This is a genomic window from Acidovorax sp. AC410 (assembly GCF_979253235.1).
Genome location: NZ_CEEDCG010000001.1, coordinates 466,754 through 492,434 on the forward strand (window position 1 = coordinate 466,754; position 25,681 = coordinate 492,434).

Consider the following 25,681-nt stretch of genomic DNA (forward strand, 5'->3'; position numbering starts at 1 on the left):
CATGCTCAGGAAGTCCGAGCGGCCCAGGGGATTACTTCACCTCCACCGACAACAGGTGCTGGCGGTAGTGCGCGAGCTCGTCGATGGATTCATGCACATCGGCCAGGGCGGTGTGCTTTTGCGCCTTCTTGAAGCTGGTGTAGGCCTCGGGCTTCCAGCGTTTGGCCAGCTCCTTCAAGGTGCTGACGTCGACGTTGCGGTAGTGGAAGAACCGTTCCAGCTTGGGCATGTAGCGCACCAGGAAGCGCCGGTCCTGCCCGATACTGTTGCCGCACATGGGCGCCGTGCCCTTGGGCACGTACTGGGCCAGGAAGGCGATGATCTGCTGCTCGGCCTCCTCTTCGGTCACGGTGGAGGCCTTGACCTTGTCGATCAGTCCGCTGCGGCCATGGGTGCCCTTGTTCCAGGCATCCATGCCATTGAGCAGTGCGTCCGACTGGTGGATGGCAAAGACCGGGCCTTCGACACGGGGCTCCAGGCTCGGGCCGGTGACGACAACGGCAATCTCCAGCAGGCGGTCGGTATCGGGCTCGAGGCCGGTCATTTCGCAATCGAGCCAGACCAGGTTCTGGTCCGATTTGGCGAGCTTTACGGGGGTGGGGTTGTTGGCTTCTGACATGGCCGGCATTGTCTCCTATGACCTAAACTCCCCGCACATGCCCACCTCAGACGACTTTTCCCCCTCGATGCTGCTCACACTGGCCTTTGCTGCGGCCCTGGTCATCGGCCTGGCGCTCCGGTTCTGGCTGGCCAGCCGGCAGATCCGCCATGTGGCACGCCACCGCGCCAGCGTGCCGGTGTCGTACGCCGAACGCATCTCCCTGGACGCGCACCAGAAGGCCGCCGACTACACCATCACCAAGGTGCGCCTGGGGCTGCTGGAGATGGCGCTCGGCGCCGTGGTACTCATGGGCTGGACCCTGCTGGGCGGCCTGGATGCACTGAACCAGGCGCTGCTCACTGCACTGGGCGGCGGCATGTGGCAGCAACTCGCGCTGGTGGTGGCCTTCGTTGCCATCAGCGGGCTCATCGACCTGCCGCTGTCGCTGTACCAGACCTTCGTGGTGGAAGAGCGCTTCGGCTTCAACAAGATGACATGGCAGCTGTGGCTGACGGACGCCGCCAAGGGCCTCGGGGTGGGCGCCGCCATCGGCCTGCCGGCGGTTGCCGTGATCCTCTGGCTCATGGGCGCCGCCGGTGCTGGGTGGTGGCTGGTGGGCCTGGGGCTTCTGGATGGGCTTCAACCTGCTGCTGATGGTGATCTACCCGGCCTTCATAGCGCAGATATTCAACAAGTTCGAACCGCTCGAAGACGAGTCACTCAAGGCGCGCATCACCGCATTGATGCAGCGCTGCGGCTTCTCTGCCAAGGGCCTGTTCGTGATGGACGGCAGCCGCCGCAGCGCCCACTCCAACGCCTACTTCACGGGCTTTGGCACCGCCAAGCGCGTGGTGTTCTACGACACCCTGCTGCGCCAGCTCGCACCCGGTGAGATGGAGGCCGTACTGGCCCATGAGCTGGGGCATTTCAAGCACCGCCACATCGTCCAGCGCGTCGTGGCCATGTTCGCCATGAGCCTGGCGGGCTTCGCACTGCTGGGCTGGCTGTCCAACCAGGTGTGGTTCTACACCGGCCTGGGCGTGCGGCCCAACCTCTCGCTCGACGCGGGCGTGGCCTCCGCCCCCAACGATGCCCTGGCGCTGCTGCTGTTCATGCTGGCAGTGCCGGTGTTCACCTTCTTCATCTCGCCGCTGTTCGCCCGGCAGTCGCGCCGCCACGAGTTCCAGGCCGATGCCTATGCGGTCGCCCAGGCCAGCGGTGCGGACCTGTCGTCCGCACTGCTCAAGCTCTACGAAGACAACGCCTCCACCCTCACGCCCGACCCGGTCTACGTGAAGTTCTATTATTCGCACCCGCCGGCCACCGAACGGCTGGCGCGCATGCAGCACACCCCGGCACCTGCCCCATGACTTCGCCTTCTTCTTCCTCCATGCTCCCCAAAAAAGACTGGTCGGCCATCACGCGCCGCGCGCTGACGGCCACCGAGGTGGTCACCCAACTGGCCAAGGTCGAGGGCTGGAGCCTGGCCGGCGATGGCGCCGACGTGGCCATCGAGAAGACCTACCGCTTCGCCAACTACCACGAGACCATGTCGTTCGTGAACGCTGTGGCCTTCGTGGCGCATGCGCAGGACCACCACCCCGACCTGTCGGTGCATTACAACCGCTGCGTGGTGCGGCTGAACACGCACGACGTCAAGGGCATCTCCAGCACTGACTTCGAGTGCGCCGCCCGCTTCGACGCACTGGTCGCCCCATGAAGCAACAACACCATGGCTGAGCGCAGCGCCCTCATGGAAGGTACGGTGGTCGCCAGCCACGGGCGCCACTGCATGGTCGAGACGCCCGACGGCGAACGCCGCATCTGCCACCCCCGGGGCAAGAAGAGCCACGCCGTGGTGGGCGACCATGTGCTCTGGCAGGCGCCCCCACCCGGCCAGGGCGAGGAAGGCACGATCGAGAAGGTCAAGGAGCGGCGCAACCTGTTCTACCGCCAGGACGAGATCCGCACCAAGTCGTTTGCCGCCAACCTGGACCAGGTGCTGATCCTGATTGCGGCCGAGCCCGTCTTTTCCGAAAGCCAGCTCTCGCGCGCCCTGATCGCGGCCGAGGCGGCGCGCATCCAACCCATCATCGCGCTCAACAAGAGCGACCTGGTCGAACCGTTCGCGCGGGCCTGGGAACGGCTCTTGCCCTACCGCCACATGGGCGCAGGCAAACACTACGGCGTGCTGCCGCTGTCGCTGCGCCTGTCGAGCGACGTGGACCGGGCGCTGCTGATGGAGCACCTCAAGGGCAAGATCACGCTGGTGCTGGGCCCCTCGGGCTCGGGCAAGAGCACGCTGATCAACCTCTTGGTGCCCGGCGCCTCGGTACTCACGAACGAGATCTCGCAGGCCCTGAACTCCGGCAAGCACACCACCACCAGCACGCACTGGTACTGGATGGACAAGGAGCGCACCACGGCGCTGATCGACTCGCCGGGCTTCCAGGAATTCGGCCTGCACCACATTGCGCCCATGCAGCTGGCGGCCTGTATGCCCGACATCGCGGCGCATGCCACGGACTGCAAGTTCTACAACTGCACGCATCTGCACGAGCCAGGCTGCGGAGTGATCGATGCGGTCAAGCGTGGCCCCGAGGACGATGGCATCAGCGAGAACCGGTACCGGATCTATGGGGATTTATTTGCGGAGTTGAGCCATACGCGGTATTGAAGTTTCGGCTTCTTGGTTGCTTCTGCTGTGTGCCGAGTGCGGAGGCCGGGATGTGCGCCCGGCGGCGCACCTACTTTCTTTTTGCGCAAAAAGAAAGTAGGCAAAGAAAGAGCGCCCCGCAGTCTGCGTCCCTTCGCTTCGCTGCGGGCAACCTGCGATGCTCGGTCCTGGGGTGGTGCCGCAGAACTCACTGCGTTCTCCCTGCGGGCGAACTCCGCTCAAACAGCTGCGGCAAGCCAGATCACGAAGTGCGTGTGTCCTGCGGCACACGCACCCACCCCAGGCCCTGCGCTTCTCGGCGCAGCCAGAAGGGGTGGGAGCGGGGTCACGGACGGCTGCTGCTTCGCAGCTGCGCCGGGTGTCGGGTCGCGCTGCGCGCTGCCGACGGTTGGGGCGCGATCACTCTGGCGAGCCGAGCGCAGCGAAGGACCACAGGCCGAGCGAAGCAATGGCCCGTGTGGAGCCCGCCTCCACCCCCTTCTGACCGTGCCGAGAAGCGCAGCGCCTGGGGTGAGCGCGTGCCGAAGGACACGCGCATCATGGTCTGGCTCGCCGAAGCTGTTTGACCGGAGCTGCCTCGCAGAGGCAGCGCAGGGAGTTCTTCGGCGTCACCCCAGGACCGAGCATCGCAGGCTGCCCCCAGCGCCCGACAGGGCGATGGGGGACACGGGCAGCGGGGTCGCCTTTCTTTGGGGTACGTTTCTTTGGCGACGCAAAGAAAGGTACCTCGGCCGCCGGGCCGAGACCCGGCCTCCGCCCTTGAATCAAGCATGCGGCAACGCTAGAGACCAAGCCGCAGAACCACGCCTGCGCCGCCGGGCGCACATCCCGGCTCCCGCCCTCAAAACAAGCAAGGCATCGGCAAAAAACCCCGATAGATCGTCAGCCCAGCAAGCGAGCCAGAGTCAACAAAGCCAGCAGCAGCATCCACACCACCACCGACCTCCACACCAGCCCTACAACACTGCGCAGATGCCCGATTTCAGGCTCCCGCCCGGGGGTAGAGTCACTGTCCCCCATGTCCGCATCGATCTCCAGCCCCTGCGGCGTATGCAGCACCGACCGCGCCTTGAGCGCCTCGCCCCCCAGTCGGACGTTGATGGCCCCGGCCGTCGCCGCCAGCACCACCCCATCGTTGTCATTGGGAAAGCGCTGCGCATGGAAGCGCCAGCCCTCGATGGCTTCCTCGAAACTGCCCACCACCGCAAAGCTCAGCGCGGTCAGGCGCGCAGGCACCCAGTCGATCACCGTCCAGGCCTGGGCCGAGGCGCGCTGCAGCGATTCGCTCGCGGGCTGGGCGCCCATGCGCTGGCGGTAATGCCAATAGCGCGAGGCGAATTCGGCCAGCCGGTACAACACCGCCCCCGTGGGGCCGAGCCCCAGCGCCGCGAGCACCGAGAACCAGGCCAGCACGCCGAACACATGGCGGTGCGCGGCCAGCACCGAGTACTCGATCACGTGGCGCACGATCTCGCTGCGCGGCAGCAGGCCCACGTCCACCTGCTGCCAGTGGGCCAGGCGCTCGCGGGCCGCGTCTTCGTTGCCCTCTTCCAGCGCATCGCGGATGCCGGTGAAATGGTGGCTGAACTGGCGAAAACCCAGGGTGATGTAGAGCACGGCCACGCTCCAGAGCACGGCGAACGGCCAGCCCAGCCCCCACAGCAGCAGCCAGTGGATGGCCAGCACCACCAGCGAGGGGACGAGCACCGCCAGGCCCCAGGCCACCCAGCCGTGGTGCGACTTGCCGGCGTCGAAATTGCGGCTCACCGACAGCGCCCAGGCACGCAGGCCCGCGTGGATGGGGTTGCTGCGGGCCAGCGGGCGGGCCTGCTCGATCAGCAGAGCGAACAGGATGGCGAAGAAACTCATGGGCGCCAATGATACTGGCGTGGCGGCCGGCGGGGAGGTGTTTGTGCAGGCGGGAACCGCCCCACAGGCTCACGCCATCATGAAACGGTAGAAATTGCGCAGCATGCCGGCCGTGGCGCCCCAGATGTGGTGGTTCTTGTCACCATCCTGGTAGGGCATGGAGAACCATTCGCGGGCCACGCCCTCCCACTCCAGCCGGTGGCGCTGGTGGTGGGCCGGATCGAGCAGAAAGGCCAGCGGCACCTCGAACAGGTCCGCCACCTCGTAGGGGTTGGGCGTGAGCACGCAGTCGGGCCGCACCAGTGCGACCACGGGCGTGATGATGAAGGAGGTGCCCGTCACGTAGACGGGCAGCGAACCGAGCACCTCCACGTACTGGCGCTCCAGCCCCACTTCCTCGAAGGCCTCGCGCAGCGCGGTGTCGGCCGGGTCGGCATCCTCGGGATCGGCGCGGCCACCGGGAAAGGCGATCTGCCCCGAATGCGTGGACAGGTGCGCTGTGCGTTCGGTCAACAGCACCATGGGCTGCTCGCGCAGCACGATGGCCAGCAGCACCGAGGCGTGGGCCGGCTCGCGGTTGGCGAACTTGCGCTCCAGCACCACCTCGGGCTCCCACTGCGGCGGGTGCGCAAAGCGCAGGCGCAGCGCCTCGGGGGTCTGGGCCGCCAGCGGCACCACCGCCAGGTGCGTATCCACCCCCACCACGGGCACCTTGCGCGGATCGAAATCGGGCAGCGTGGACAGGGGCGGGATGATGGAGGACACGGGGCTGATCGGTGGTTTCACTGCAGTCGAGATGAGGGGGCCAAGGGGGCGTTGGTGGGGCGGCACAATGCAAAAAGCCGCTACAGGCTGGCTGTAGCGGCTTGCCTGGACGGGTCCAGTCCTCAGGCGGCAGTAGCGGCTGCTGCTGCGGCGGCAACAGCCGCCTTGTTGACGCGCTGTGGCAGCTTTTCCTTGATACGTGCCGACTTGCCGCTGCGGTCACGCAGGTAGTACAGCTTGGCACGGCGCACGTCGCCGCGGCGCTTGACTTCAATACCGGCGATCAGCGGGCTGTAGGTCTGGAACGTACGCTCCACGCCTTCGCCGCTGGAGATCTTGCGCACGGTGAAGCCGCTGTTCAGGCCGCGATTGCGCTTGGCAATCACCACGCCTTCGTAAGCCTGCACGCGCTTGCGGGTACCTTCCACCACGTTCACGCTCACGATGACGGTGTCACCAGGCGCGAATGCGGGAATGGTCTTGTTCAAGCGGGCGATTTCTTCCGCTTCCAGGGTTTGAATCAGGTTCATTTTTACATCCAACGATCATGTCCGCGCCAAAAATGGCAGCGTCGGGATTGACGTCTCAGTGTTTCGCACAAACGGCAGGAGCCTGCATGCTCCACATGTTTGCTCAGCAAAACGGCCGGCCAGAGGATCGAAAAGCCTTTGATTATAGCAAGTCAGCGCAACTTGGCCAATACGGCCTCGTCGGCAGGTGTGATACGTCCCGCCAGGCGGGCTGCAGCGATCAGATCGGGGCGGTGGCGCACGGTGACGGCCAGGCGCTGGTCGCGCCGCCAGCGCTCGATCTGCGCATGGTGCCCCGACATCAGCGCGGCCGGCACGGCCTGGCCCGCCCACTCCTCGGGGCGGGTGTAGTGCGGGCAGTCGAGCAGGCCATCGAGCGCGGGGTTGAAGCTGTCGAGCTGGTGGCTGCCCTCGTCGTTGAGCACACCGGGCTGCAGGCGCGCCACGGCATCGAGCAGCGCCATGGAGGCGATCTCGCCGCCCGAGAGCACGAAATCACCGAGGCTGATCTGCACATCCACATGGGCATCGATGAAGCGCTGGTCGATGCCTTCGTAACGCCCGCACAGCAGCACCGCCCCGGCGCTGGCGGACCAGCGCTCCACCGCCGCGTGGTTGAGCACCGCACCGATGGGGGAAAACAGCACCAGCGGAGCCTGGCCCTCGACAGGCTCGGCGCGCTCGGCGCGGATGGCGGCCAGGCAGCGCGTCAGCGGCTCGGCCAGCATCACCATGCCCGGGCCACCGCCAAAGGGCCGGTCGTCCACGCGGCGGTAATTGCCCTCGGCCTGGTCGCGCGGATTCCACAGCCGCACGTCGACCTGACCACCGGCGTAGGCGCGCCGCGTCACTCCGCTCGCCAGAAAGGGCGCAAACAGCTCGGGGAACAGGGTGATGATGTCAAAGCGCATGCTGCGCAGCGGACCGTAACCGGTCGCTCAGTAGTCGGGCTGCCAGTCGACGGTGATGCGCTTTTCGGGCAGTTCCACCTTGTCGACGAAATGGGCCACGAAGGGAATCATGCGCTCCTGCACCTTGCCTGCCTCCTCGTACTCGAGCACCAGCACGGTCTGCGGGCCGGTGGACAGCAGTTCGCGCACGGTGCCCAGCGCCACGCCTTCGCGGTTGACGACGGCCAGGCCGATCAGATCAACCCAGTAGTACTCGTCGGTGGCAGTGGTCGGAAAGCCCGAGCGCGGCACGAAGATGCGCGCACCGCGTAGCGCCTCGGCGCCATTGCGGTCGTCGATGCCCTGCGCCCAGGCCACCACGGTGTCCGAGTGGTCCTTGGCCTGGCGGATGGGCAGCAGCACCGTGCCCGAGAAGGTCTTGGCACCCCGCTCGGAGGGCTGCAGGTACCAGCTTTTGGCAGAGAACAGGGCTTCGGGGTTGCTGCTGTGGGGCACCACCTTGAACCAGCCTTTGATACCCCAGGCGTCGGCAATGCGGCCCACTTCGACGGCGTCGGCAGGCAGTTCTGCGGGTGCGAGGGTCAGGTTGGTGGCCATGGAAAGGATCTCGGAAATAGGAAAAGGGCGGGTTCCGCCAGGCAAGCCGACGGAACCCGCCCTTTTCAGGGAGCTTTAAGCAGCCTTCTTGGCGGCTTGCTTGATCAGGCGGTCCACGGTAGGCGAGGACTGGGCGCCCACGCTCTGCCAGTACGTCAGGCGGTCCTGGGCGATGCGCAGGCCTTCTTCGGTTTCCTTGGCGGTGGGGTTGTAGAAGCCCAGGCGCTCGATGAAGCGGCCGTCACGGCGCACGCGCTTGTCGGCGACGACGATGTTGAAGAAAGGACGGCCCTTGGAGCCGCCGCGAGAGAGTCGAATGACGACCATGATTTATCCTTCGGGTGTTGGGTTCCGGCAGTGCCTGCCGAAAGCCATAGTGTTCGCAACCATATTCTCGCAACGCTTGAGACACGCGACATGGCCACCCGGCCAGCGACACGCTGCAAAGCCCGCGATTATATCCAATTCCCGGAAAAGCGTGCCATACACTTCGGCGAACGCGCGCAAACCTGCATTCCACGCCCCCAGCCATGCCCACCATCCGTCCCAGTACCGACGTCGACCTCCCGGCGATCACCGCCATCTACGCCCACCACGTGCTGCACGGCACAGGCACTTTCGAGATCGATCCCCCCACCGAAACCGACATGGCAGGCCGCCGCGCCGACGTGCTGGGCCGGGGCCTGCCCTGGCTGGTGGCCGAGCAGGACGGCCAGGTGCTGGGCTTTGCCTATGCCAACTGGTTCAAGCCGCGCCCGGCCTACCGCTTTTCGGCCGAAGACTCGATCTATGTGGCCGACAACGCCCGCGGCATGGGCCTGGGCCGGCAGTTGCTGGCCGAACTGATCGCACAGGCCGAGGCAGTGGGCGTGCGCAAGCTGCTGGCGGTGATCGGCGATTCGGCCAATGCCGGCTCCATCGGCGTTCACCGCGCCCTGGGCTTCACGGACGTGGGCGTGATGCGCTCCATGGGCTGGAAATTCGGCGCCTGGCGCGACATCGTGCTGATGGAAAAGACCCTGGGCGCGGGCGACACCACTTCGCCTGAATAATCCCCCCATGAAAAACAAAACCCTGGCCGCCTGGCTGGCCTTCCTCGGCGGCCCGCTGGGCCTGCACCGCTTCTACCTGCACGGCATGGGGGACATGCTGGGCTGGCTGCTGCCCATCCCCACGGCGCTGGGGATCTACGGCATCCAGCGTGTGCAGCAACTGGGCCAGGACGACCACTACAGCTGGGTGCTGATCCCCCTGCTGGGGTTCACGATCGCGGGTTGCGCCCTGCGCGCCATCCTGTACGGCCTGATGACACCAGAACGCTGGAATGCCCGCTACAACCCCAGCGCCCCGGTGGAAGCGCCCGCCGGCCAGACGCAGTGGATCACCATCGGCGCCATCATCCTGGCCCTGCTGATGGGCACCACGGTGCTGATGGCCAGCCTGGCCTTCAGCTTCCAGCGCTACTTCGAGTACCAGATCGAGGAAGCGCGCAAGATCTCGCAGTAGGCCCCCTGACCCAACGAAAAAGCCCCTGCGGCGCGCGGCCGGCAGGGGCTTTTCTTTGGGCGTGCAGCAGCTGTCAGAACAACTGCAGGCTGACCCAATAGGCAATGGCTGCCACGAAGGCACTGGCCGGGATGGTGAGCACCCAGGCCCAGACGATGTTGCCCGCCACGCCCCAGCGCACGGCGCTGGCGCGCTGGGTGGAGCCCACGCCCACGATGGCACCGGTGATGGTGTGGGTGGTGGAGACCGGGATGCCCAGCGTGGTGGCCAGGAACAGCGTGATCGCCCCGCCCGTCTCGGCACAGAAGCCGCCCACGGGCTTGAGCTTGGTGATCTTCTGGCCCATGGTCTTGACGATGCGCCAGCCACCGAACATGGTTCCGAGGCCGATGGCCACGTAGCAGCTCACGATGGCCCAGGTGGGCGGCGAGGCATCGGTCGTCGAGGCATAGCCCGTGGCGATCAACAGCAGCCAGATGATGCCGATGGTCTTCTGCGCATCATTGCCGCCGTGGCCCAGGCTGTAGGCCCCCGCCGAGACGAGCTGCAGGCGCCGGAACCACTTGTCCACCTTGCTCGGCCGCGAACGCCGGAAGATCCAGGCCACGGCCACCATCATCAGCGAGCCCAGCGCAAAACCCAGCAGGGGCGAGACGAAGATGAAGGCCACGGTTTTCAGGATCCCCGCCGAGATCAGCGCACCCGCGCCAGCCTTGGCGATCACCGCGCCCACGATGCCGCCGATCAGCGCATGCGAGGAGCTACTGGGGATGCCGTAGTACCAGGTGATCACGTTCCAGGTGATGGCGCCCACCAGGGCGCCGAACACCACGTGCGTGTCCACGATGCCGGGCTGCACGATGCCCTTGCCCACCGTGGCGGCCACGCTCAGGTGGAACACGAAGATGGCCACGAAATTGAAGAACGCCGCGAACAGCACCGCCTGCGCGGGCTTGAGCACGCCGGTGGAGACCACCGTGGCGATCGAGTTGGCGGCATCGTGGAACCCGTTCATGAAGTCGAACAGGAGGGCGAGCGCCACGAGCAAGATGACAACCCACAGGGCTGCTTGTACGGTTTCCATGCTGCGAAGCCCTGCCGATCAGGAGTTCTCGAGGACGATGCCCTCGATGCAGTTGGCCACGTCCTCGCACTTGTCGGTGATGGTTTCCAGCAACTCGTAGATGGCCTTGAGCTTGATCACCTCGCGCACATCGGGCTCCTCGCGGAACAGCTTGCTCATGGCGCTGCGCATCACGCGGTCGGCGTCGGATTCGAGCTTGTCGATCTCCTCGCAGGTCTTGAGGGCCGCCTCGGCCACGGCCGGGTCGGCGATCTTGTCGAGCAGCTTGACGGCGTCGCGCACGCGCTCGCAGCACTTGAGGCTCAGGTCCGTCAGGCGCGTGATCTCGTCGGTCATGTGGCGCACGTCGTACAGCGCCATGGTTTCCGCCGAGTCCTGGATCAGGTCGGCCACATCGTCCATGGTGTTGATCAGCGTGTGGATCTGCTCGCGGTCGATGGGGGTGATGAAGGTCTTGTGGATGGCCTTGTTGACCTCATGCGTCACGCGGTCGGCAGCCCGCTCGGCGTTGTCCACGTCCTGGTTGTACTTGTCGCGCAGGTGAGGATCGTTGTAGTTCGCCACCAGTTGCGAAAAGGCGCGAGCCGCTTCCACGATGCGGTCCGCATGCTGGTTGAACATTTCGAAAAAGTTGCCTTCGCGTGGCAACAGCTTGGCAAACAGCATGGGAGAAGCTCCTGGAACGGGGGGTGGGATTTCTTGAAAATGACGACGCCATGACAAAACCATGACGCCAACGTGACTGTCGGGAGTTTAACCGCCGGGCCGCTGCAGGCCGGCCCAGGGTCGATGGCAGGGCGTCGCCCGGGGCGACATCCCCGGGCGGGGCCTACCCGCCAGGGCCCCCCAGTCCTACAGGAACGCCAGGACCCGCGCCTTAGATTGGGCATTCGCCCCGCGAGCATCCTTTGCCCGCCGAATTTCCCCACGTTCCAAGGACATCTTTCATGCCATCCTCGTTCCGCCTGATCCCCTGGCTGGTTGCAGCCGCCTGCGCCGCCACGGGCGTACAGGCACAGACCAGCAGCGCTTCGCCAAAGCAGCGCGACTCTTTCATTCCGTACACCCAGCAAGGCTACTTCGGCCTGAGTGGTGGCCGCTCCAATTTCGACCTCAACGCCGGCCCGCCAGGCACCGGCCTGGGCTTCGATGATTCCGACTCGGCCTGGAAGCTTTCCACCGGGGGTTATTTCCACCCCAATGCGGGGGTGGAGCTGAGCTATTTGAACGCTGGCAAGGCCCACCGCCTGGGCGGAACCACCAAAGCCCAGGGCGTCAACCTGAGCCTGGTCGGGCGGGCCCCGCTGAACGAGCAGTTCGACCTCTTCGGCAAGGTCGGTACCACCTATGGCCGCACGCGCACCACGGGCTTCTCGGGCCTGGGCGTCAACACGGGCAAGGACAGCGGCTTTGGCCTGTCCTACGGCCTCGGCGCACGCTGGAACTTCAACCAGCAATGGGCCGCCGTGGTGGAGTGGGAACGCCACAAGTTCCACTTCGCCGACGACAACGCGGGCGTGAAGATGACGACGCTGGGCGTGCAGTACAAGTACTGAATCCGGCCTGCGCCATGAAAAATGCCGCCCCGAGGGGCGGCATTTTTCTTTGCATGCATCCGGGGCTTACTCGCCCAGATAGGCGGCACGCACCTTGGGGTCGCTCAGCAGTTCCTGGCCTGGGCCGGTCATGGTGATCAGGCCCGACTCCATCACGTAACCGCGGTCGGCAATGGCCAGCGCGCGGCTGGCGTTCTGCTCCACCAGCAGGATGGTCACGCCCAGGGCGTACACATCGCGCACCACCTCGAAGATCTTGTCCACCATGATGGGCGACAGGCCCATCGAGGGCTCGTCCAACAGCAGCACCTTGGGCTGGCTCATCAGCGCGCGGCCCATGGCCAGCATCTGCTGCTCGCCGCCCGACATGGTGCCGGCCAGTTGGTCCTTGCGCTCGCGCAGGCGCGGGAAGATGGTGAACATCTTCTCGATGTCAGCCAGGATGCCCGCCTTGTCCTTGCGGATGTAGGCACCCATCTGCAGGTTCTCGGTGATGGTCATGCGCGCGAACACGCCGCGGCCTTCCGGCACCATCACCAGGCCGTCCTTGACCAGGTCCCATGCGCCCTTGCCCTTGATGCTCTTGCCCAGGTACTCGATGTCGCCATCGCCCATGGGCAGCGTGCCCGTGATGGCCTTCATGGTGGTGGTCTTGCCGGCACCGTTGGAGCCGATGAGCGAGACCAGCTCGCCTTCTCGCACCTCGAAGTCCACGCCCTTGACGGCCTGGATACCGCCGTAGCCCACCTTCAGGCCCTTGACCTGCAGCAGTACCTTGTTGGATTTTTCGGCCATTCTCAGTGTCCTCCGGTGCCCAGATAGGCCTCAATCACTTTTTCGTTCTTCTGCACGGTGGCAGGCGTACCTTCGGCGATCTGTTTGCCGTAGTCGAGCACCGTCACGCGGTCGCACAGGCCCATCACCAGCTTCACATCGTGCTCGATGAGCAGGATGGTGCGGTTGTCGTTGCGGATGCGGTCGATCAGCTCACGCAATTGCACCTTCTCGGTCGCATTCATGCCGGCTGCGGGCTCGTCCAGCGCGATCAGCTGGGGATCGGTGGCCAGGGCGCGGGCGATCTCCAGGCGGCGCTGGTCGCCGTAGCTCAGGGTGCGCGCCTTGTAGTCGGCGAACTTGCCGATGCCCACATAGTCGAGCAGCTCCTGCGCGCGCTTGGCGATGGCCAGCTCCTCTGCCTTGAAGCTCTTGGTGCGCAGTATCGCGCCCAACAGGCCGGACTTGGTACGGATGTGGCGGCCCACCATCACGTTCTCGAGCGCCGTCATTTCCGCAAACAGGCGGATGTTCTGGAAGGTACGGGCAATGCCGGCCTTCGCCACCTCGTGCACGGCCGTCGGCTCGTAGGGCTTGCCTGCGAGTTCGAACGTGCCGGCGTCGGGGGTGTACAGGCCGGTGATCACGTTGAAGAACGTGGTCTTGCCGGCGCCGTTGGGACCGATCAGGCCATAGACCTGGCCGCGTTCAATCGTGATGCCCACGTCGGAGAGGGCTTGCAAGCCGCCAAAGCGCTTGGAAATGCCGGCAACCTTCAGCACCACTTCGTTGGATTTCTCTGCCATGTTCTAACTTTCGGTGGTGTTCAGGACTTCTGCGTGAGGCTCTTGCCATGGTCGGGCGCAGGCCACAGACCACGGGGGCGCATCAGCATGATGACGATCATGGCCACGGCAATCAGGAACTGGCGCAGGATGGCGGAATCGAGGCGGCCGTCGGTCATGGCCTGCAGTGGGCCGGCCACGTAGCGCAGCACTTCGGGCAGGGCCGACAGCAGCACGGCGCCCAGGATCACGCCGGGGATGTGGCCAATGCCGCCGAGCACCACCATGGCGACGATCATGACCGACTCCATCAGGCTGAAGGACTCGGGCGAAACGAAGCCCTGGAAGGCACCGAACATGGCACCCGAGACACCGCCGAACGAAGCGCCCATGCCGAAGGCCAGCAACTTGAGGTTGCGGGTGTTGATGCCCATGGCCTTGGCGGCGATTTCGTCCTCGCGGATGGCCATCCAGGCGCGGCCGATGCGCGAGTCCTGCAGGCGGTAGCAGATGATGACGCTGATGATCACCAGCACCAGGAACAGGTAGTAGTACAGCGTGACGGAGTTGATCTCGAAGCCGAACAGCTCCAGCCGCTTGCCCAGGTCCAGACCGAAGATCTTGACCGAATCGATCTGCCCGAGGCCCTTGGGGCCGTTGGTCAGGTTGACGGGATGGTCCAGGTTGTTCAGGAAGATGCGGATGATTTCACCGAAGCCCAGCGTCACGATGGCCAGGTAGTCGCCGCGCAGCTTGAGCGTGGGCGCCCCGAGCACCGCCCCGAACAATGCCGCGACCAAGGCCGCCACCGGTATCACCACCCACAGCGAGGTATGCAGCCCGTTGGGGAACATGGCGGCAAACGCTGCAAAGGTATCGGCCAGATGGGGCGAAGCCATCAGCGCGAACAGGTAGGCACCCACGGCGTAGAACGCCACGTAGCCCAGGTCCAGCAGGCCGGCGTAACCGACCACGATGTTCAGGCCCAGGGCCAGCATCACGTATAGCAGGGCCAGGTCGGCGATGCGCACCCAGGCGTTGCCGAAGTATTGGAGGATCAGCGGGAGGATCAGCAGCGCGATGCCGCCAGCGATCCATTTGGCAAGGTTGTTGTTCTTCATGGCAAGGTCCTCAGGCTCGATCCGCCACACGCTCGCCCAGCAGGCCCGAGGGGCGCAGCGTGAGGATGATGATCAGCACGATGAAAGCAAAGATGTCGGTGTAGTGGCTGCCCAGCAGGCCGCCCGTGAGGGTGCCGATGTAGCCCGAGCCGATGGCCTCGATCAGGCCCAGCAGGATGCCGCCGACCACCGCGCCGGCCAGGTTGCCGATGCCGCCGAACACGGCTGCGGTAAAGGCCTTGAGGCCCGGCAGGAAGCCCATGGTGTGCTGCGCCGTGCCGTAGTTGGAGGCGTACATGATGCCGGCGATGGCCGCCAGGATGGCACCGATGATGAAGGTGGCCGAGATCACCATGTCGGGCTTGACGCCCATCAGCGAGGCCACGCGGGGGTTCTCGGCCGTGGCACGCATCGCACGACCCAGGTTCGTGTGGTTCACCAGGTAGACCAGCGAGGCCAGGGCAATCGCGGTCACGCCCAGGATCAGGATCTGGGTGGGGGTGATGAAGGCGCCGCCGATCTGGAACGGCGAGCTGGGCAGCATCGTCGGATAGGGCTTGTAGTTGGGCTTCCAGATGATCATGGCCAGCGTCTGCAGCAGGATGGACATGCCGATCGCGGTGATCAGGGGGGCCAGGCGCGGGCTGCTGCGCAGCGGCCGGTAGGCGACTTTTTCGATCACGAAGTTCAGGGTGGCGGCGACCACGCAAGCAATGATGGTCGCCAGCAGCAGGATCAGCCAGCCGGGTGCGCCGGGCATGGCCCCTTGCATCAGGCCGATACAGCTCCAACTGGTAAGTGCACCGATCATGAGCACCTCGCCGTGGGCGAAGTTGATCAGTTGAATAATGCCGTACACCATCGTATAGCCCAAGGCTATCAAGGCATACATGCTGCCGAGAACCAGACCGTTGATGATCTGTTGCAGCAAAATGTCCATAAGAGAAGTCCTTCGTTTGTAACGCACCCCAAGCGCAGGCACCGGAATCGGTACAGCCTTGTGGGCCCGACTGCCATCTAGCAAAAAACCCGCCAGAAATGCAGCTGTGCGGGTTTGTGGACGGGATTGTAGCCAGTAGTGTCAGGAGCCCCTCTTCATGATTGGCGGGGTTTTCCCTCGGGTTCGACAGTCCATCAGTGACCGCCCGGGTACATAAGTAATTTTGATGCACGCAAGAATATTGCTGAGCAAACTTATTACCAGGATCATGCAAAATCAGCATAACCGCGATTTTCACGCGGCTCCTCCTGCAAACCGTCAATCCTCTGGCAGGGCAGTGCCATCAGCGGCGGTATTGCGATGGCGCAGTTCACGCAATTTCTGTGCGATCTTGATTTCGAGCCCCCTCTCCACCGGCTGGTAGAAACCGGGCTCCGGCATGCCCTCGGGCAGGTAGTTTTCTCCTGCCGCAAAGCCGCCCTCCTCGTCGTGCGCATAGCGGTAGCCCTTGCCGTAGTCGAGCTGCTTCATGAGCTTGGTCGGTGCATTGCGCAGGTGCATGGGCACGGGGCGCGTCCCGTCCTGCTTGACCCAGGCGCGTGCGGCGTTGTAGGCCTTGTAGACGGCATTCGACTTGGGTGCCACGGCCAGGTAGACCACGCACTCGGCCAGCGCCAGCTCGCCCTCGGGAGTGCCCAGGCGCTCGTAGACCTCGGCGGCATCGAGCGCCAGGCGCAGCGCGCGCGGGTCGGCCAGGCCGATGTCCTCGCTGGCCATGCGCACCAGGCGCCGCGCCATGTAGCGCGGGTCCGCCCCGCCGTCGAGCATGCGCACCAGCCAGTACAGCGCCGCATCGGGGTCGGAGCCGCGCACGGATTTGTGCAGCGCGCTGATGGTGTCGTAGAACTGCTCCCCGCCCTTGTCGTAGCGGCGCATGCGCTCGCCCAGCACCTTGAGCAGCCAGTCGTCCCTGATCTCGGCCAGTTGCTCCTGCGTGGCCGCCATGGCCAGCGTTTCCAGCGTGTTGAGCAGGCGCCGGGCATCGCCGTCGGCATAGGCCACGAGCCGGTCGATGGCGGCCTGCTCGATCGCGGGCAGCGCCCCCTGTGCCTGGGCCAGGGCCACCAGCTGCTGCAGGTCCTCGGCCGACAGCGGTTGCAGCACGTACACCGCCGCGCGCGAGAGCAGCGCGGAGTTGACCTCGAACGAGGGGTTCTCGGTGGTGGCGCCGATGAAGGTGAACAGCCCGCTTTCCACGTGCGGCAAAAACGCGTCCTGCTGGCTCTTGTTGAAGCGGTGCACCTCATCGACGAAGACGATGGTGCGCTGCTGCATGAGGCCATCGCGGGCGAGTTCGGCGCGCTCCACGGCCTCGCGGATGTCCTTGACCCCGCCCAGCACCGCGCTGATGCTGATGAACTGCGCGTCGAAGGCATCGGCCATCAGGCGCGCGATGGTGGTCTTGCCCACGCCCGGCGGCCCCCACAGGATGCAGCTGTGCGGGCGGCCCGACTCGAAGGCCAGGCGCAGCGGCATGCCCGGCCCCAGCACCTGCTGCTGCCCGATCACCTCGCCCAGCGTGCGCGGGCGCAGGCGCTCGGCCAGCGGCTGGTGGGCTGCGCCAGAGGAGGGAGAGGGCGAAGGACTGCGGGAGGTACTCATGGAAAGAGCCGAAAGGGAACAGCGAATGCCATGGCATCCAGATGAAGGCCCGCCGGCAGACTGCAAGCCGGTGGCAGGCCCCGATTCCAACACAGCCGCATGCCCCAGATGCCGAAAATGTCACAGAAGCCCGCGAACACTGGCGGGAGGTGGTGTCTGCATCGCTTATAAAGCCTGGCAGAACAACGACTGCCTCATTCTTCCATGACCATGACACACTGGCACAGGGCCCTGCGGCTTCTCGTGCTGACCCTGCTGGCCCTGCTGCAGCCCATGTTCCCGGCCCATGCCCAGGAGGCCCCCGCCAAGGCCAGCGCACAGGATGCGGCCGCCACCCTGGCAGGCTGGTGGGAGGAGTACACCCCCTCGTCCAACATCGTGCAGTTTCTGCCCGATGGCACGGTCAGGCTCTACCTGAAGAAGGACGAGATCGGCGCGCTGCGCACCCTGGACGGCACCTGGAAGCTTGCGAACGACCAGACCAGCATCGAGATGGTGTTCACGGTTCTCGGCCGCACCCTGAACCGCCAGGCGCAGATATCCTTCGAAGGGGCCGAAATGGTCCTCACCGACAGCGGGGCGAAAAAAACCCGGCACCGCAGGCATTCAGGCCAGTTGCCTGCCGTCTACCGCTGGTGACAACACGCCGTTGCCTGATCCCACCTGTCCCCCCAAGAACTGAACCATGACGCACCCACCAAGCCTTGCCAAACCCACCCTGCTGCTGGGCCTGACTCTCGCCTTGCTGTGCGGCGCCGCCCAGGCCGACGTGACCGAAGCCGAGGCCATCGAGGCCCAGCTGGGCTCGGCCCTTGCGTCGGCCGATTTCGCGGCCAAGAACTGCCCGAACCTCGGCATCAACGACGACAAGGTGCAGGACCTGCTCAAGCGCATCAAGAAGACCGCGGCAGACCTGCGTGCCGGCGAAGACTACGACGAGCAGCGCACCGTGGTCCAGCAACTGGAAAAGCAGCAGGGCCGCGCCATGATCTGCATGGTGCTGCCCTCGGCGCACGGCGGCTATGCGCGCGGTGTCATCCAGAAGAAATAGAGACGCTACCGCCGCCGGGCCTATTGCTTGACCACATCGGCCCCGGCAGGCGGCTTGAACTGGAAGGTGCCGGCCGGCAGGGGCGGGTTGGCCTGCATGCCGCTAAAGCGGATGGCCGAGCGCTGGCCAAAACTGTCCAGGATGTCCAGGGCCGCGAGCTGCTCGCCGGCAAAGCCCACGCGCACGCTCTGCAGCTGCCCGTCCTTGGCCTTGGGGCGTGCCAGCACCCACTGCAGGCCGTCGACCTCGGGCGCGGCCTCCAGCGTGAAATCGGCCTTGAGCGCCGACAGGTCGGGTGCCGATGCCAGCAAGGCCGCCGGCGTGGTGCCCAGGGCCTGGGCCTGGGCGCGCTGCGTCACCTGGTTCAGGTCCACGTCGTGCAGCCACAGGGTCTGACCATCGGCCACGATGGTCTGCTCGAAAGGCTTCTTGTAGACGAACTTGAAGCGTCCCGGGCGCTGGAACTCGAACGAGCCGCTGGAGTTCTTGGTGCGCGCGGTCTGCCCCTCCTTGGGCGGCGAGGTCACCACCTGGGTGAACTCGGCACGGCCCGTCTGGGTGCTCTTCATGAAGGATTCGAGGCTCTTGAGCCCGTCCGCGCTGGCCCACTGGGCACTGGCCGCGATCACGATGGCTGTCACAAACTTTTTCAAAAATAGACTCCTTGGGTTGGGGCTCGGGCACCCGCAGCCCTTATTCGGGGCGTGCAGGCACCAGCACTTCGCGCTGGCCGCTGGCGGTGAGGCCGCTGACCAGGCCTGCCTTCTCCATGTCCTCCAGCAGGCGGGCCGACCGGTTGTAGCCGATGCGCAGCTTGCGCTGAACGTAGGAGATGCTGGCCTTGCGGTCCTTGAGGACCACTTCCACGGCCTGGTCGTACATCGGGTCTTTTTCACCCCCCTCGCTGCCACCGCCCTCCCCTGACAGATCCCCGTCGCCGTCCACAGTTCCGCCTTCGAGCACCCCCTCTATGTAGTCCGGCTCCCCTTGTTCCTTGAGGTAATGGACGACACGGTGGACTTCCTCGTCCGAAACGAAGGCGCCATGCACGCGGATCGGCAGCCCGGTGCCGCTGGCCATGTAGAGCATGTCGCCCATGCCCAGCAGGGCCTCGGCACCCATCTGGTCGAGGATGGTGCGACTGTCGATCTTGCTGCTCACCTGGAAGGCGATGCGGGTCGGAATGTTGGCCTTGATCAGGCCGGTGATCACGTCCACGCTGGGGCGCTGCGTGGCCAGGATCAGGTGGATGCCGGCGGCACGCGCCTTCTGCGCCAGGCGCGCGATCAATTCTTCGATCTTCTTGCCCACCACCATCATCAGGTCGGCCAGCTCGTCGATGACCACCACGATGTGCGGCAGGCGCTGCAGCGGCTCGGGCTCCTCGGGCGTGAGGCTGAAAGGGTTGTAGATGAACTCCTCGCGCGCCTTGGCCTCGTCGATCTTGACGTTGTAGCCGGCCAGGTTGCGCACGCCGAGCTTGCTCATGAGCTTGTAGCGGCGCTCCATCTCGGCCACACACCAGTTCAGGCCGTTGGCGGCCTGCTTCATGTCGGTGACCACGGGCGCCAGCAGGTGCGGAATGCCTTCGTAGACCGACATTTCCAGCATCTTCGGGTCGATCATCAGGAGGCGCACGTCGCGCGCTTCGGCCTTGTACAGCAGCGAGAGGATCATGGCGTTGATCCCCACCGACTTGCCCGAGCCCGTGGTACCGGCCACGAGCACGTGCGGCATCTTGGCCAGGTCGGCCACCACCGGGTTGCCCACGATGTCCTTGCCCAGGCCCATGGTGAGCATGCTCTTGGCCTCGTGGTACACCTGCGAGCCCAGAATCTCGGACAGGCGGATGGACTGGCGCTTGGCGTTGGGCAATTCCAGCGCCATGAAGTTCTTGCCCGGGATGGTCTCCACCACGCGGATGGAGACCAGGCTCAGCGAGCGCGCCAGGTCCTTGGCCAGGCCCACGATCTGCGAGCCCTTGACGCCCGTGGCGGGCTCGATCTCGTAGCGCGTGATCACCGGGCCGGGCATGGCCGCCACCACGCGCACCTCCACGCCGAAATCCTTGAGCTTCTTCTCGATGAGGCGGCTGGTCATTTCCAGCGTCTCGGGCGCTACCGTCTCCTGGCGCTGCAGCGGACCGTCGAGCAGGTCCACCATCGGCAACTTGCTGTCGGGCATCTCGGTGAACAAGGGCTTTTGCCGCTCCTTGACCACGCGGGCGCTCAGCGGCGGGTCGACCAGGATCGGCTCGATGATCTGCACCGGTTGCGGGTGGTGCTCTTCGCTCTCGGTCTTCTCTTCCAGCACCACCACGGCGCGCTCACGCGCGGCCTTGCGGCCCACGGCCACATCCTTGGCCACCTCGCGCTGCGTGCGGCGCGACTGCACCAGCGCATCGATGCGCCCGCCCAGCACCTCGGCCACATGGCCCCAGGAGAAACGGAACACCAACGCCGCACCCAGCACGGCGAGCACAATGCACAGCAGGGCCGAGCCGGTGAAACCCAGCCATTTGACGCTGGCCGGCCCCGTGAGGTAGCCGAGCACGCCGCCGGCATGGCCGGGCAGCAGCGATTCGAAGCGGTACAGGCGCGACCATTCGAGCGCGGTGCTGGCACACATCAGCACCACCAGCCCGCCCCAGAACAGGCCACGGCGCGCCATGGGGCTCACGGCGCCGGGCAGCACCTCGCCGCCGCGCATCCAGCGCGCCAGCGACGACAGCCAGGAGCGCACGCCCGCCGCCACGCACCACCAGACCGAAAAGCCCAGGGCAAAGTAGCTGCCATCGGCCAGCCACGCGCCCAGGCGCCCCGCCCAGTTGAGCACGGCACGCGCATCCGAGGGGCCCGAGGAGGACCATGCGGCATCCTGCGCCGAGTAGCTGACCAACGCCAGCAGCCAGAAGACCAGGGCCAGCAGGCCCAGCACCAGGCCGATTTCATGCCCGAAGCGGGCCGCTCCCGAGCGGGGCGGCGACTTCGCTGCGGACGATGCGTTCAGGGTATTGAGTGAATAGGTCATAAGGAGCCGGGCAAGCTTACCCCAAGCACCGCCCGGAACCGGCGCGCAGGATCAGCCCAGCGCGTCCAGGCGGTCCTTGAGCACAGTAGCGCCGGTGGCCAGCACCTCGATGAAGCCGCGCTCCTCCAGGTCCTTCATGACCCGGCTGACCATCTCGCGCGAGGCGCCGACCATCTTGGCCAGATCCTGGCGCGATATCTTGTCGCGGATGATGCGCTGGCCCTGCGCATCGGTAACCGCGAAATCCAGCAGCGCATGGGCCACGCGGCCATACACATCCAACAGGGCCAGGGATTCGATCTTGCGGTCGGCATGGCGCAGGCGCTTGACCAGGCCGCGCATGACCACCAGCGACATGGAGGCGTTCTCGGTCAGGCAGCGCGCGAACTCGGTGCGCCCGAGCATCAGCACGTCGGTCTGCACCTCGGCGCGTACCGTGGCGGAATGCGGTTCGTTGTCGATGATGCTCATCTCGCCCAGGTAGTCGCCCTGCGCCAGGTTGGCCAGGATCACCTCGCGGCCCCGGCTGTCGGTCGTCAGCACGCGCGCCCGCCCGGTGAGCAGGATGAACAGTGCGTTGGATTTTTGCCCCTGCTCGACCAGCGCCTCCCCGCGCTTGAAGCGCTTCTTGACCACGGCGCCACTGATCACCTCGGCCTGTGCCACGGTGAGCAGCGAGAACAGCGGTACCCGGCGCAGCAGGTCCAGGTTGGACAACATCGTTGACATGGAAACTTCTCCTCTCAAAAAGGCGCGGCTCCACCGGTGCCGCAGCGGGGTTATCACAGGGGCGCGCCATCGCACTCCCTGATGGGTTCTTACAATCGCCGTGATTGAAAATGGGCCCGCGTGTGAAGACCGTGCGCGGTTGATACTTGGCGCCCTGCCCCCCAGCTTTCCCAACAGCGCCCCGTGCAGCGGGCGCAAAACACAGGCTTTTACCATGTCTACCACCCAACACGCGAAAGTTCTGATCCTCGGCTCCGGCCCGGCCGGCTACAGCGCAGCGGTCTACGCCGCCCGTGCCAACCTCAATCCGGTGTTGATCACCGGCATGTCCCAGGGTGGCCAGCTGATGACCACGACGGAGGTCGACAACTGGCCGGCCGACGTGCATGGCGTGCAGGGTCCGGAGCTGATGCAGCGCTTTCTGGAGCATGCCGAGCGCTTCAAGACGCAGATCATCTTCGACCACATCAACAAGGTCGACTTCAGCAAGCGCCCGTTCACCCTCACCGGTGACAGCGGCACCTACACCTGCGACGCGCTGATCCTGGCCACCGGCGCCTCGGCCAAGTACCTGGGCCTGCCCTCCGAAGAAGCCTTCATGGGCCGGGGTGTGTCGGGCTGCGCCACCTGCGATGGTTTCTTCTACCGCGACAAGCCCGTGGCCGTGGTCGGCGGCGGCAACACGGCCGTCGAAGAAGCGTTGTATCTTTCCAACATCGCCAGCAAGGTCACCGTGGTGCACCGCCGCGACAAGTTCAAGGCCGAGCCCATCCTGGTGGACAAGCTCAACGAGAAGGTTGCCGCTGGCAAGATCGAACTCAAGCTGTTCAACACGCTGGACGAGGTGCTGGGCGACGCCACCGGCGTGACCGGCATCCGCATCAAGAGCACCAAGGACGGCAGCACCGAGGACATCACCCTGCACGGCTGCTTCATCGCCATCGGCCACTCGCCCAACACCGACATCTTCCAGGGCCAGCTGGAGATGGAAGGCGGCTACATCATCACGCAGGGCGGGCTCAAGGGCTTTGCCACGCAGACCAGCGTGCCCGGCGTCTTCGCGGCCGGCGACGTGGCGGACCATGTGTACCGCCAGGCCATCACCAGCGCCGGCACCGGCTGCATGGCTGCGCTCGACGCCCAGCGCTTCCTCGAACAGCAGGACTGAAAACCGCCGCCCGGGACGCAATTTGACGCCCCGGTGCGCGGGCCGCTATAATCCGAGGCTTTCCTGAATTCAGGCGGGTATTTTCGTACCCGCTTTTCCTGCAGGCAAAAATCAAATCGGGCCGGCCATATCGGTCGTCCCGGGGTTACCGCCACCCTTTCTGGCGAGGTGAGGCCGCAAGCTGTGCTGTTGGGAAACATCCCTGCAGCACGCAGCGAACGGCCGTTAAAAAGTATCGGAGTGTCCTCATGGCACGCGTCTGCGACGTAACGGGCAAGAAGCCCATGGTCGGGAACAATGTTTCCCACGCCAACAACAAAACCAAGCGCCGGTTCCTGCCGAACCTGCAATACCGCCGTTTCTGGGTCGAGACCGAAAACCGCTGGGTTCGCCTGCGCGTTTCGAGCGCTGCCCTGCGTTTGATCGACAAGAACGGTATTGACTCGGTGCTCGCAGACCTGCGCGCACGTGGCCAGGCTTAAGGAGAAACACCATGGCAAGCAAAGGCGGACGCGACAAGATCAAGCTGGAATCCACTGCGGGTACCGGTCACTTCTACACGACGACGAAGAACAAGAAGACGATGCCTGAAAAGATGCTGATCATGAAATTTGATCCCAAGGCACGCAAGCACGTCGAATACAAGGAAATCAAGCTGAAGTAATTCAGCGCTGGTTCTCCCCGAAAAAGCCGCCCGGCACTCTGCCAGGCGGCTTTTTCTTTGGCCGCACACAGGCCCTCAGGCGGCCTGCCGCTGGGCCCGGACCTGCCCGTGCAGCAGGCGCCCGAGTTCGCCGTAGGCCCACTCCACCTCGGGCGAGAACGGCAGGCCGCAGCTCAGGCGCAGAAAGCCCTCGTAGCGCCCCGAATTGGAAAAGATCGGCCCCGGCGCCACGCGGATGCCCAGGGCCAGCGCCTGCTCGAACAACAGCGAGGACGACACCCCCGCAGGCAGCTCGATCCACAGGCTGAGCCCGCCGGGCGGGACCGACAGGCGCGTGCCCTGCGGAAAATGCCGCGCCACCATCTGCACGCTGCGCTCGCGCTGCAACCTGAGCGCACCGCGAAAGCGGCGCAGGTGGCGCTCGTGCGCGGCAGTCCCCACCGTGCGGGCCGCCAGCAACTGGGACCAGACCTGCATGTTGCGGGTGCGCGCGAATTTCAGGATCTGGATGCGCTCGTGCCAGCGCCCCCCGTTCATCCAGCCCTGGCGGAGGCCCGGCGCCAGCGTCTTGTTGAAGGACACACAGTAGATCACCTGCCCCGTCTCGTCCCAAGCCTTGAGCGGGCGCTGGAGCACGGGTGCGTCGACCAGCTCGCGGTAGATGTCGTCCTCGATCAGCGCCAGGCCATGGCGCCGGCAGAACGCCACCAGCCGCTCCTTGTGGCTGTCGGGCATGAGCGCGCCATTGGGCATCTGCAGGTGTGGCACGACGACCACGGCCTTGAGGCGCGGCTCGCTCTGCACGGCCAGCTCCAGGGCGTCGAGCGAGATGCCGGTGCGCGAGCTGCTGGGGATCTCCAGTGCGCGCAGGTTCTGCGTTTCCACCGCCTGCAGCACGCCATAGAAGGTGGGGGATTCCACCGCCACCACATCGCCGCGCTCGGTCACCGCCGCAAGCGCCAGGTTCACCGCGTCCGAGTTGCCCAGGGTGGCCATCACCTCCTGCGGCGCCACGTTCACACCGACTTCCAGCGCCTGCCGGGCCATGGCCGCCTGGAACAGCGGGTGGGTGCCGGGCCGCGAATGGCCCTGCACCAGCACGTCGGGAAACTCACGCAGCAGTGCGGCGCCGATGCGGTTGAGGGTGAGGTGATCGAACAGTTCGGGCGCGGGCATGGCGGCCCCCAGGTCCACGCGCACCTGCGCGCGCCGCCCCTGCTCCAGCCACAGCGAGATGCGCTCGTTGATGCCCGCGAACTGGGTGCCATCGATCTGCTGCACCGGGCAACGGGGGTCGGGCTCGCTGCTGTGGTCCAGCAGGTGCACCTGCGGGTCCTGCACGAAGTAGCCGACCCGGGGACGCGCCTGCACGCTGCCCTGCTCCTCCAGGGTGCGCAGCGCCTGCAGCGCGGTCGACAGGCTCACCCCATGGCGCTGCATCAGCTCGCGCACCGACGGCATGCGCGCTCCGGGCAGCAGCACGCCCTGGGCCACCGCCTGCTGGTAGTGGTCGGCCAGTTGGCGGTACAGGGGAAGGTTCGCTGCGGATGTGACGGGCATGGCCTGCCCATGATGCGCCCGAACCGCCGACCAGAACAGATACAGGACTACCGAAAACCGACCAGAACAGAGCAAAAATCAATCCGCTGCTCTGCATCGCC

The 25,681-nt window shown here is 65.6% G+C and carries 28 protein-coding genes and 1 pseudogene; 11 read left to right on the forward strand and 18 right to left on the reverse strand.

Annotation, left to right across the window (positions count from 1 at the left end; translation table 11 throughout):
- Positions 1-31: 31 nt before the first annotated feature.
- Positions 32-619: an oligoribonuclease gene (orn, locus tag AC0IZS_RS02050; protein WP_471634126.1), complete on the reverse strand. Its 588-nt coding sequence runs from the start codon at positions 617-619 to the stop codon at positions 32-34.
- Positions 620-656: 37 nt separating this feature from the next.
- On the opposite strand from orn, the pseudogene AC0IZS_RS02055 reads away from it, so the two are divergent.
- From AC0IZS_RS02055 to rsgA, 3 genes and pseudogenes are all read left to right on the forward strand, one after another.
- Positions 657-1,971: pseudogene (locus AC0IZS_RS02055) on the forward strand (M48 family metallopeptidase).
- Positions 1,968-2,321 (forward strand): 4a-hydroxytetrahydrobiopterin dehydratase, encoded by a 354-nt coding sequence (locus tag AC0IZS_RS02060; protein WP_471634127.1) that lies wholly within the window; start codon positions 1,968-1,970, stop codon positions 2,319-2,321. Before AC0IZS_RS02055 ends, AC0IZS_RS02060 begins: the two are co-directional and overlap by 4 nt.
- A 12-nt stretch (positions 2,322-2,333) precedes the next feature.
- A complete protein-coding gene (rsgA, locus tag AC0IZS_RS02065) occupies positions 2,334-3,278 on the forward strand; it encodes a ribosome small subunit-dependent GTPase A (protein WP_471634128.1) in 945 nt (314 codons plus the stop codon).
- Positions 3,279-4,160: 882 nt separating this feature from the next.
- On the opposite strand, the gene AC0IZS_RS02070 is transcribed toward rsgA, so the two are convergent.
- From AC0IZS_RS02070 to rpsP, 6 genes are all read right to left on the reverse strand, one after another.
- On the reverse strand, positions 4,161-5,147 hold the full coding sequence (locus AC0IZS_RS02070) for a CobD/CbiB family protein (protein ID WP_471634129.1): 987 nt from the start codon (positions 5,145-5,147) through the stop codon (positions 4,161-4,163).
- 69 nt (positions 5,148-5,216) lie between these two features.
- Positions 5,217-5,912: a CoA pyrophosphatase gene (locus AC0IZS_RS02075; protein WP_471634130.1), complete on the reverse strand. Its 696-nt coding sequence runs from the start codon at positions 5,910-5,912 to the stop codon at positions 5,217-5,219.
- A 122-nt stretch (positions 5,913-6,034) separates the two neighbouring features.
- Positions 6,035-6,442, reverse strand: coding sequence for a 50S ribosomal protein L19 (gene rplS / locus AC0IZS_RS02080; protein ID WP_057202005.1), 408 nt, complete (start codon positions 6,440-6,442; stop codon positions 6,035-6,037).
- 152 nt (positions 6,443-6,594) lie between these two features.
- Positions 6,595-7,353 carry a tRNA (guanosine(37)-N1)-methyltransferase TrmD gene (gene trmD, locus AC0IZS_RS02085; protein WP_471634131.1) on the reverse strand — a complete coding sequence of 253 codons (759 nt, stop codon included), beginning with the start codon at positions 7,351-7,353 and terminating at the stop codon, positions 6,595-6,597.
- A gap of 27 nt (positions 7,354-7,380) precedes the next feature.
- The gene (gene rimM, locus AC0IZS_RS02090) at positions 7,381-7,950 is read right to left on the reverse strand and encodes a ribosome maturation factor RimM (RefSeq protein WP_471634132.1); all 570 of its coding nucleotides are present in this window, start codon (positions 7,948-7,950) and stop codon (positions 7,381-7,383) included.
- 75 nt (positions 7,951-8,025) lie between these two features.
- Positions 8,026-8,277, reverse strand: a complete 252-nt coding sequence (rpsP, locus tag AC0IZS_RS02095) for a 30S ribosomal protein S16 (protein WP_007859791.1) — start codon at positions 8,275-8,277, stop codon at positions 8,026-8,028.
- A 203-nt stretch (positions 8,278-8,480) separates the two neighbouring features.
- Between rpsP and AC0IZS_RS02100 the strand changes: the two genes are divergently transcribed.
- Together AC0IZS_RS02100 and AC0IZS_RS02105 are read left to right on the forward strand one after the other, a co-directional pair.
- Positions 8,481-9,002 carry a GNAT family N-acetyltransferase gene (locus AC0IZS_RS02100; RefSeq protein WP_471634133.1) on the forward strand — a complete coding sequence of 174 codons (522 nt, stop codon included), beginning with the start codon at positions 8,481-8,483 and terminating at the stop codon, positions 9,000-9,002.
- Positions 9,003-9,009: 7 nt separating this feature from the next.
- Entirely contained in the window at positions 9,010-9,456 is a 447-nt protein-coding gene (locus AC0IZS_RS02105) for a TM2 domain-containing protein (protein WP_471634134.1), read from the forward strand.
- Positions 9,457-9,529: 73 nt separating this feature from the next.
- On the opposite strand, the gene AC0IZS_RS02110 is transcribed toward AC0IZS_RS02105, so the two are convergent.
- Together AC0IZS_RS02110 and AC0IZS_RS02115 are read right to left on the reverse strand one after the other, a co-directional pair.
- Positions 9,530-10,540, reverse strand: a complete 1,011-nt coding sequence (locus AC0IZS_RS02110) for an inorganic phosphate transporter (protein WP_471634135.1) — start codon at positions 10,538-10,540, stop codon at positions 9,530-9,532.
- Between the two features lie 18 nt (positions 10,541-10,558).
- Positions 10,559-11,206 (reverse strand): DUF47 domain-containing protein, encoded by a 648-nt coding sequence (locus tag AC0IZS_RS02115; protein WP_007859787.1) that lies wholly within the window; start codon positions 11,204-11,206, stop codon positions 10,559-10,561.
- A gap of 281 nt (positions 11,207-11,487) precedes the next feature.
- Between AC0IZS_RS02115 and AC0IZS_RS02120 the strand changes: the two genes are divergently transcribed.
- Entirely contained in the window at positions 11,488-12,096 is a 609-nt protein-coding gene (locus AC0IZS_RS02120; protein WP_471634136.1) for an outer membrane beta-barrel protein, read from the forward strand.
- Between the two features lie 66 nt (positions 12,097-12,162).
- Here the strand turns inward: AC0IZS_RS02120 and AC0IZS_RS02125 are convergent, their stop codons facing one another.
- The 5 genes from AC0IZS_RS02125 to AC0IZS_RS02145 all read right to left on the reverse strand — a co-directional run bounded on the left by AC0IZS_RS02125 (position 12,163) and on the right by AC0IZS_RS02145 (position 17,378).
- Entirely contained in the window at positions 12,163-12,891 is a 729-nt protein-coding gene (locus AC0IZS_RS02125) for an ABC transporter ATP-binding protein (protein WP_305742143.1), read from the reverse strand.
- A gap of 2 nt (positions 12,892-12,893) precedes the next feature.
- On the reverse strand, positions 12,894-13,676 hold the full coding sequence (locus tag AC0IZS_RS02130) for an ABC transporter ATP-binding protein (RefSeq protein ID WP_057201996.1): 783 nt from the start codon (positions 13,674-13,676) through the stop codon (positions 12,894-12,896).
- Between the two features lie 20 nt (positions 13,677-13,696).
- Positions 13,697-14,776 (reverse strand): ABC transporter permease subunit, encoded by a 1,080-nt coding sequence (locus AC0IZS_RS02135; RefSeq protein ID WP_471634137.1) that lies wholly within the window; start codon positions 14,774-14,776, stop codon positions 13,697-13,699.
- Positions 14,777-14,786: 10 nt separating this feature from the next.
- Complete coding sequence (locus AC0IZS_RS02140) at positions 14,787-15,716, reverse strand: branched-chain amino acid ABC transporter permease (protein ID WP_471634138.1); 930 nt, start codon at positions 15,714-15,716, stop codon at positions 14,787-14,789.
- Between the two features lie 318 nt (positions 15,717-16,034).
- Positions 16,035-17,378, reverse strand: a complete 1,344-nt coding sequence (locus tag AC0IZS_RS02145) for a replication-associated recombination protein A (RefSeq protein ID WP_471634139.1) — start codon at positions 17,376-17,378, stop codon at positions 16,035-16,037.
- Between the two features lie 204 nt (positions 17,379-17,582).
- On the opposite strand from AC0IZS_RS02145, the gene AC0IZS_RS02150 reads away from it, so the two are divergent.
- A complete protein-coding gene (locus tag AC0IZS_RS02150) occupies positions 17,583-18,017 on the forward strand; it encodes a hypothetical protein (protein ID WP_471634140.1) in 435 nt (144 codons plus the stop codon).
- 46 nt (positions 18,018-18,063) lie between these two features.
- Positions 18,064-18,429 carry a hypothetical protein gene (locus AC0IZS_RS02155; protein ID WP_471634141.1) on the forward strand — a complete coding sequence of 122 codons (366 nt, stop codon included), beginning with the start codon at positions 18,064-18,066 and terminating at the stop codon, positions 18,427-18,429.
- A 20-nt stretch (positions 18,430-18,449) separates the two neighbouring features.
- Here the strand turns inward: AC0IZS_RS02155 and lolA are convergent, their stop codons facing one another.
- From lolA to AC0IZS_RS02170, 3 genes are read right to left on the reverse strand one after another with little or no spacing between them, the layout of a single operon-like run.
- Positions 18,450-19,082 (reverse strand): outer membrane lipoprotein periplasmic chaperone LolA, encoded by a 633-nt coding sequence (gene lolA / locus AC0IZS_RS02160; RefSeq protein WP_471634142.1) that lies wholly within the window; start codon positions 19,080-19,082, stop codon positions 18,450-18,452.
- Positions 19,083-19,122: 40 nt separating this feature from the next.
- Positions 19,123-21,459 (reverse strand): DNA translocase FtsK, encoded by a 2,337-nt coding sequence (locus AC0IZS_RS02165; protein ID WP_471634143.1) that lies wholly within the window; start codon positions 21,457-21,459, stop codon positions 19,123-19,125.
- A gap of 51 nt (positions 21,460-21,510) precedes the next feature.
- Positions 21,511-22,188 (reverse strand): Crp/Fnr family transcriptional regulator, encoded by a 678-nt coding sequence (locus tag AC0IZS_RS02170; RefSeq protein ID WP_057268371.1) that lies wholly within the window; start codon positions 22,186-22,188, stop codon positions 21,511-21,513.
- A 214-nt stretch (positions 22,189-22,402) separates the two neighbouring features.
- Between AC0IZS_RS02170 and trxB the strand changes: the two genes are divergently transcribed.
- The 3 genes from trxB to rpmG all read left to right on the forward strand — a co-directional run bounded on the left by trxB (position 22,403) and on the right by rpmG (position 24,020).
- Positions 22,403-23,356 (forward strand): thioredoxin-disulfide reductase, encoded by a 954-nt coding sequence (gene trxB, locus AC0IZS_RS02175; RefSeq protein ID WP_057201988.1) that lies wholly within the window; start codon positions 22,403-22,405, stop codon positions 23,354-23,356.
- A gap of 248 nt (positions 23,357-23,604) precedes the next feature.
- Entirely contained in the window at positions 23,605-23,838 is a 234-nt protein-coding gene (rpmB, locus tag AC0IZS_RS02180; protein ID WP_007859763.1) for a 50S ribosomal protein L28, read from the forward strand.
- A gap of 11 nt (positions 23,839-23,849) precedes the next feature.
- A complete protein-coding gene (gene rpmG, locus AC0IZS_RS02185; protein WP_007859760.1) occupies positions 23,850-24,020 on the forward strand; it encodes a 50S ribosomal protein L33 in 171 nt (56 codons plus the stop codon).
- A 75-nt stretch (positions 24,021-24,095) separates the two neighbouring features.
- On the opposite strand, the gene AC0IZS_RS02190 is transcribed toward rpmG, so the two are convergent.
- Positions 24,096-25,580, reverse strand: a complete 1,485-nt coding sequence (locus AC0IZS_RS02190) for an aminotransferase-like domain-containing protein (protein WP_471634144.1) — start codon at positions 25,578-25,580, stop codon at positions 24,096-24,098.
- Positions 25,581-25,681: the final 101 nt, after the last annotated feature.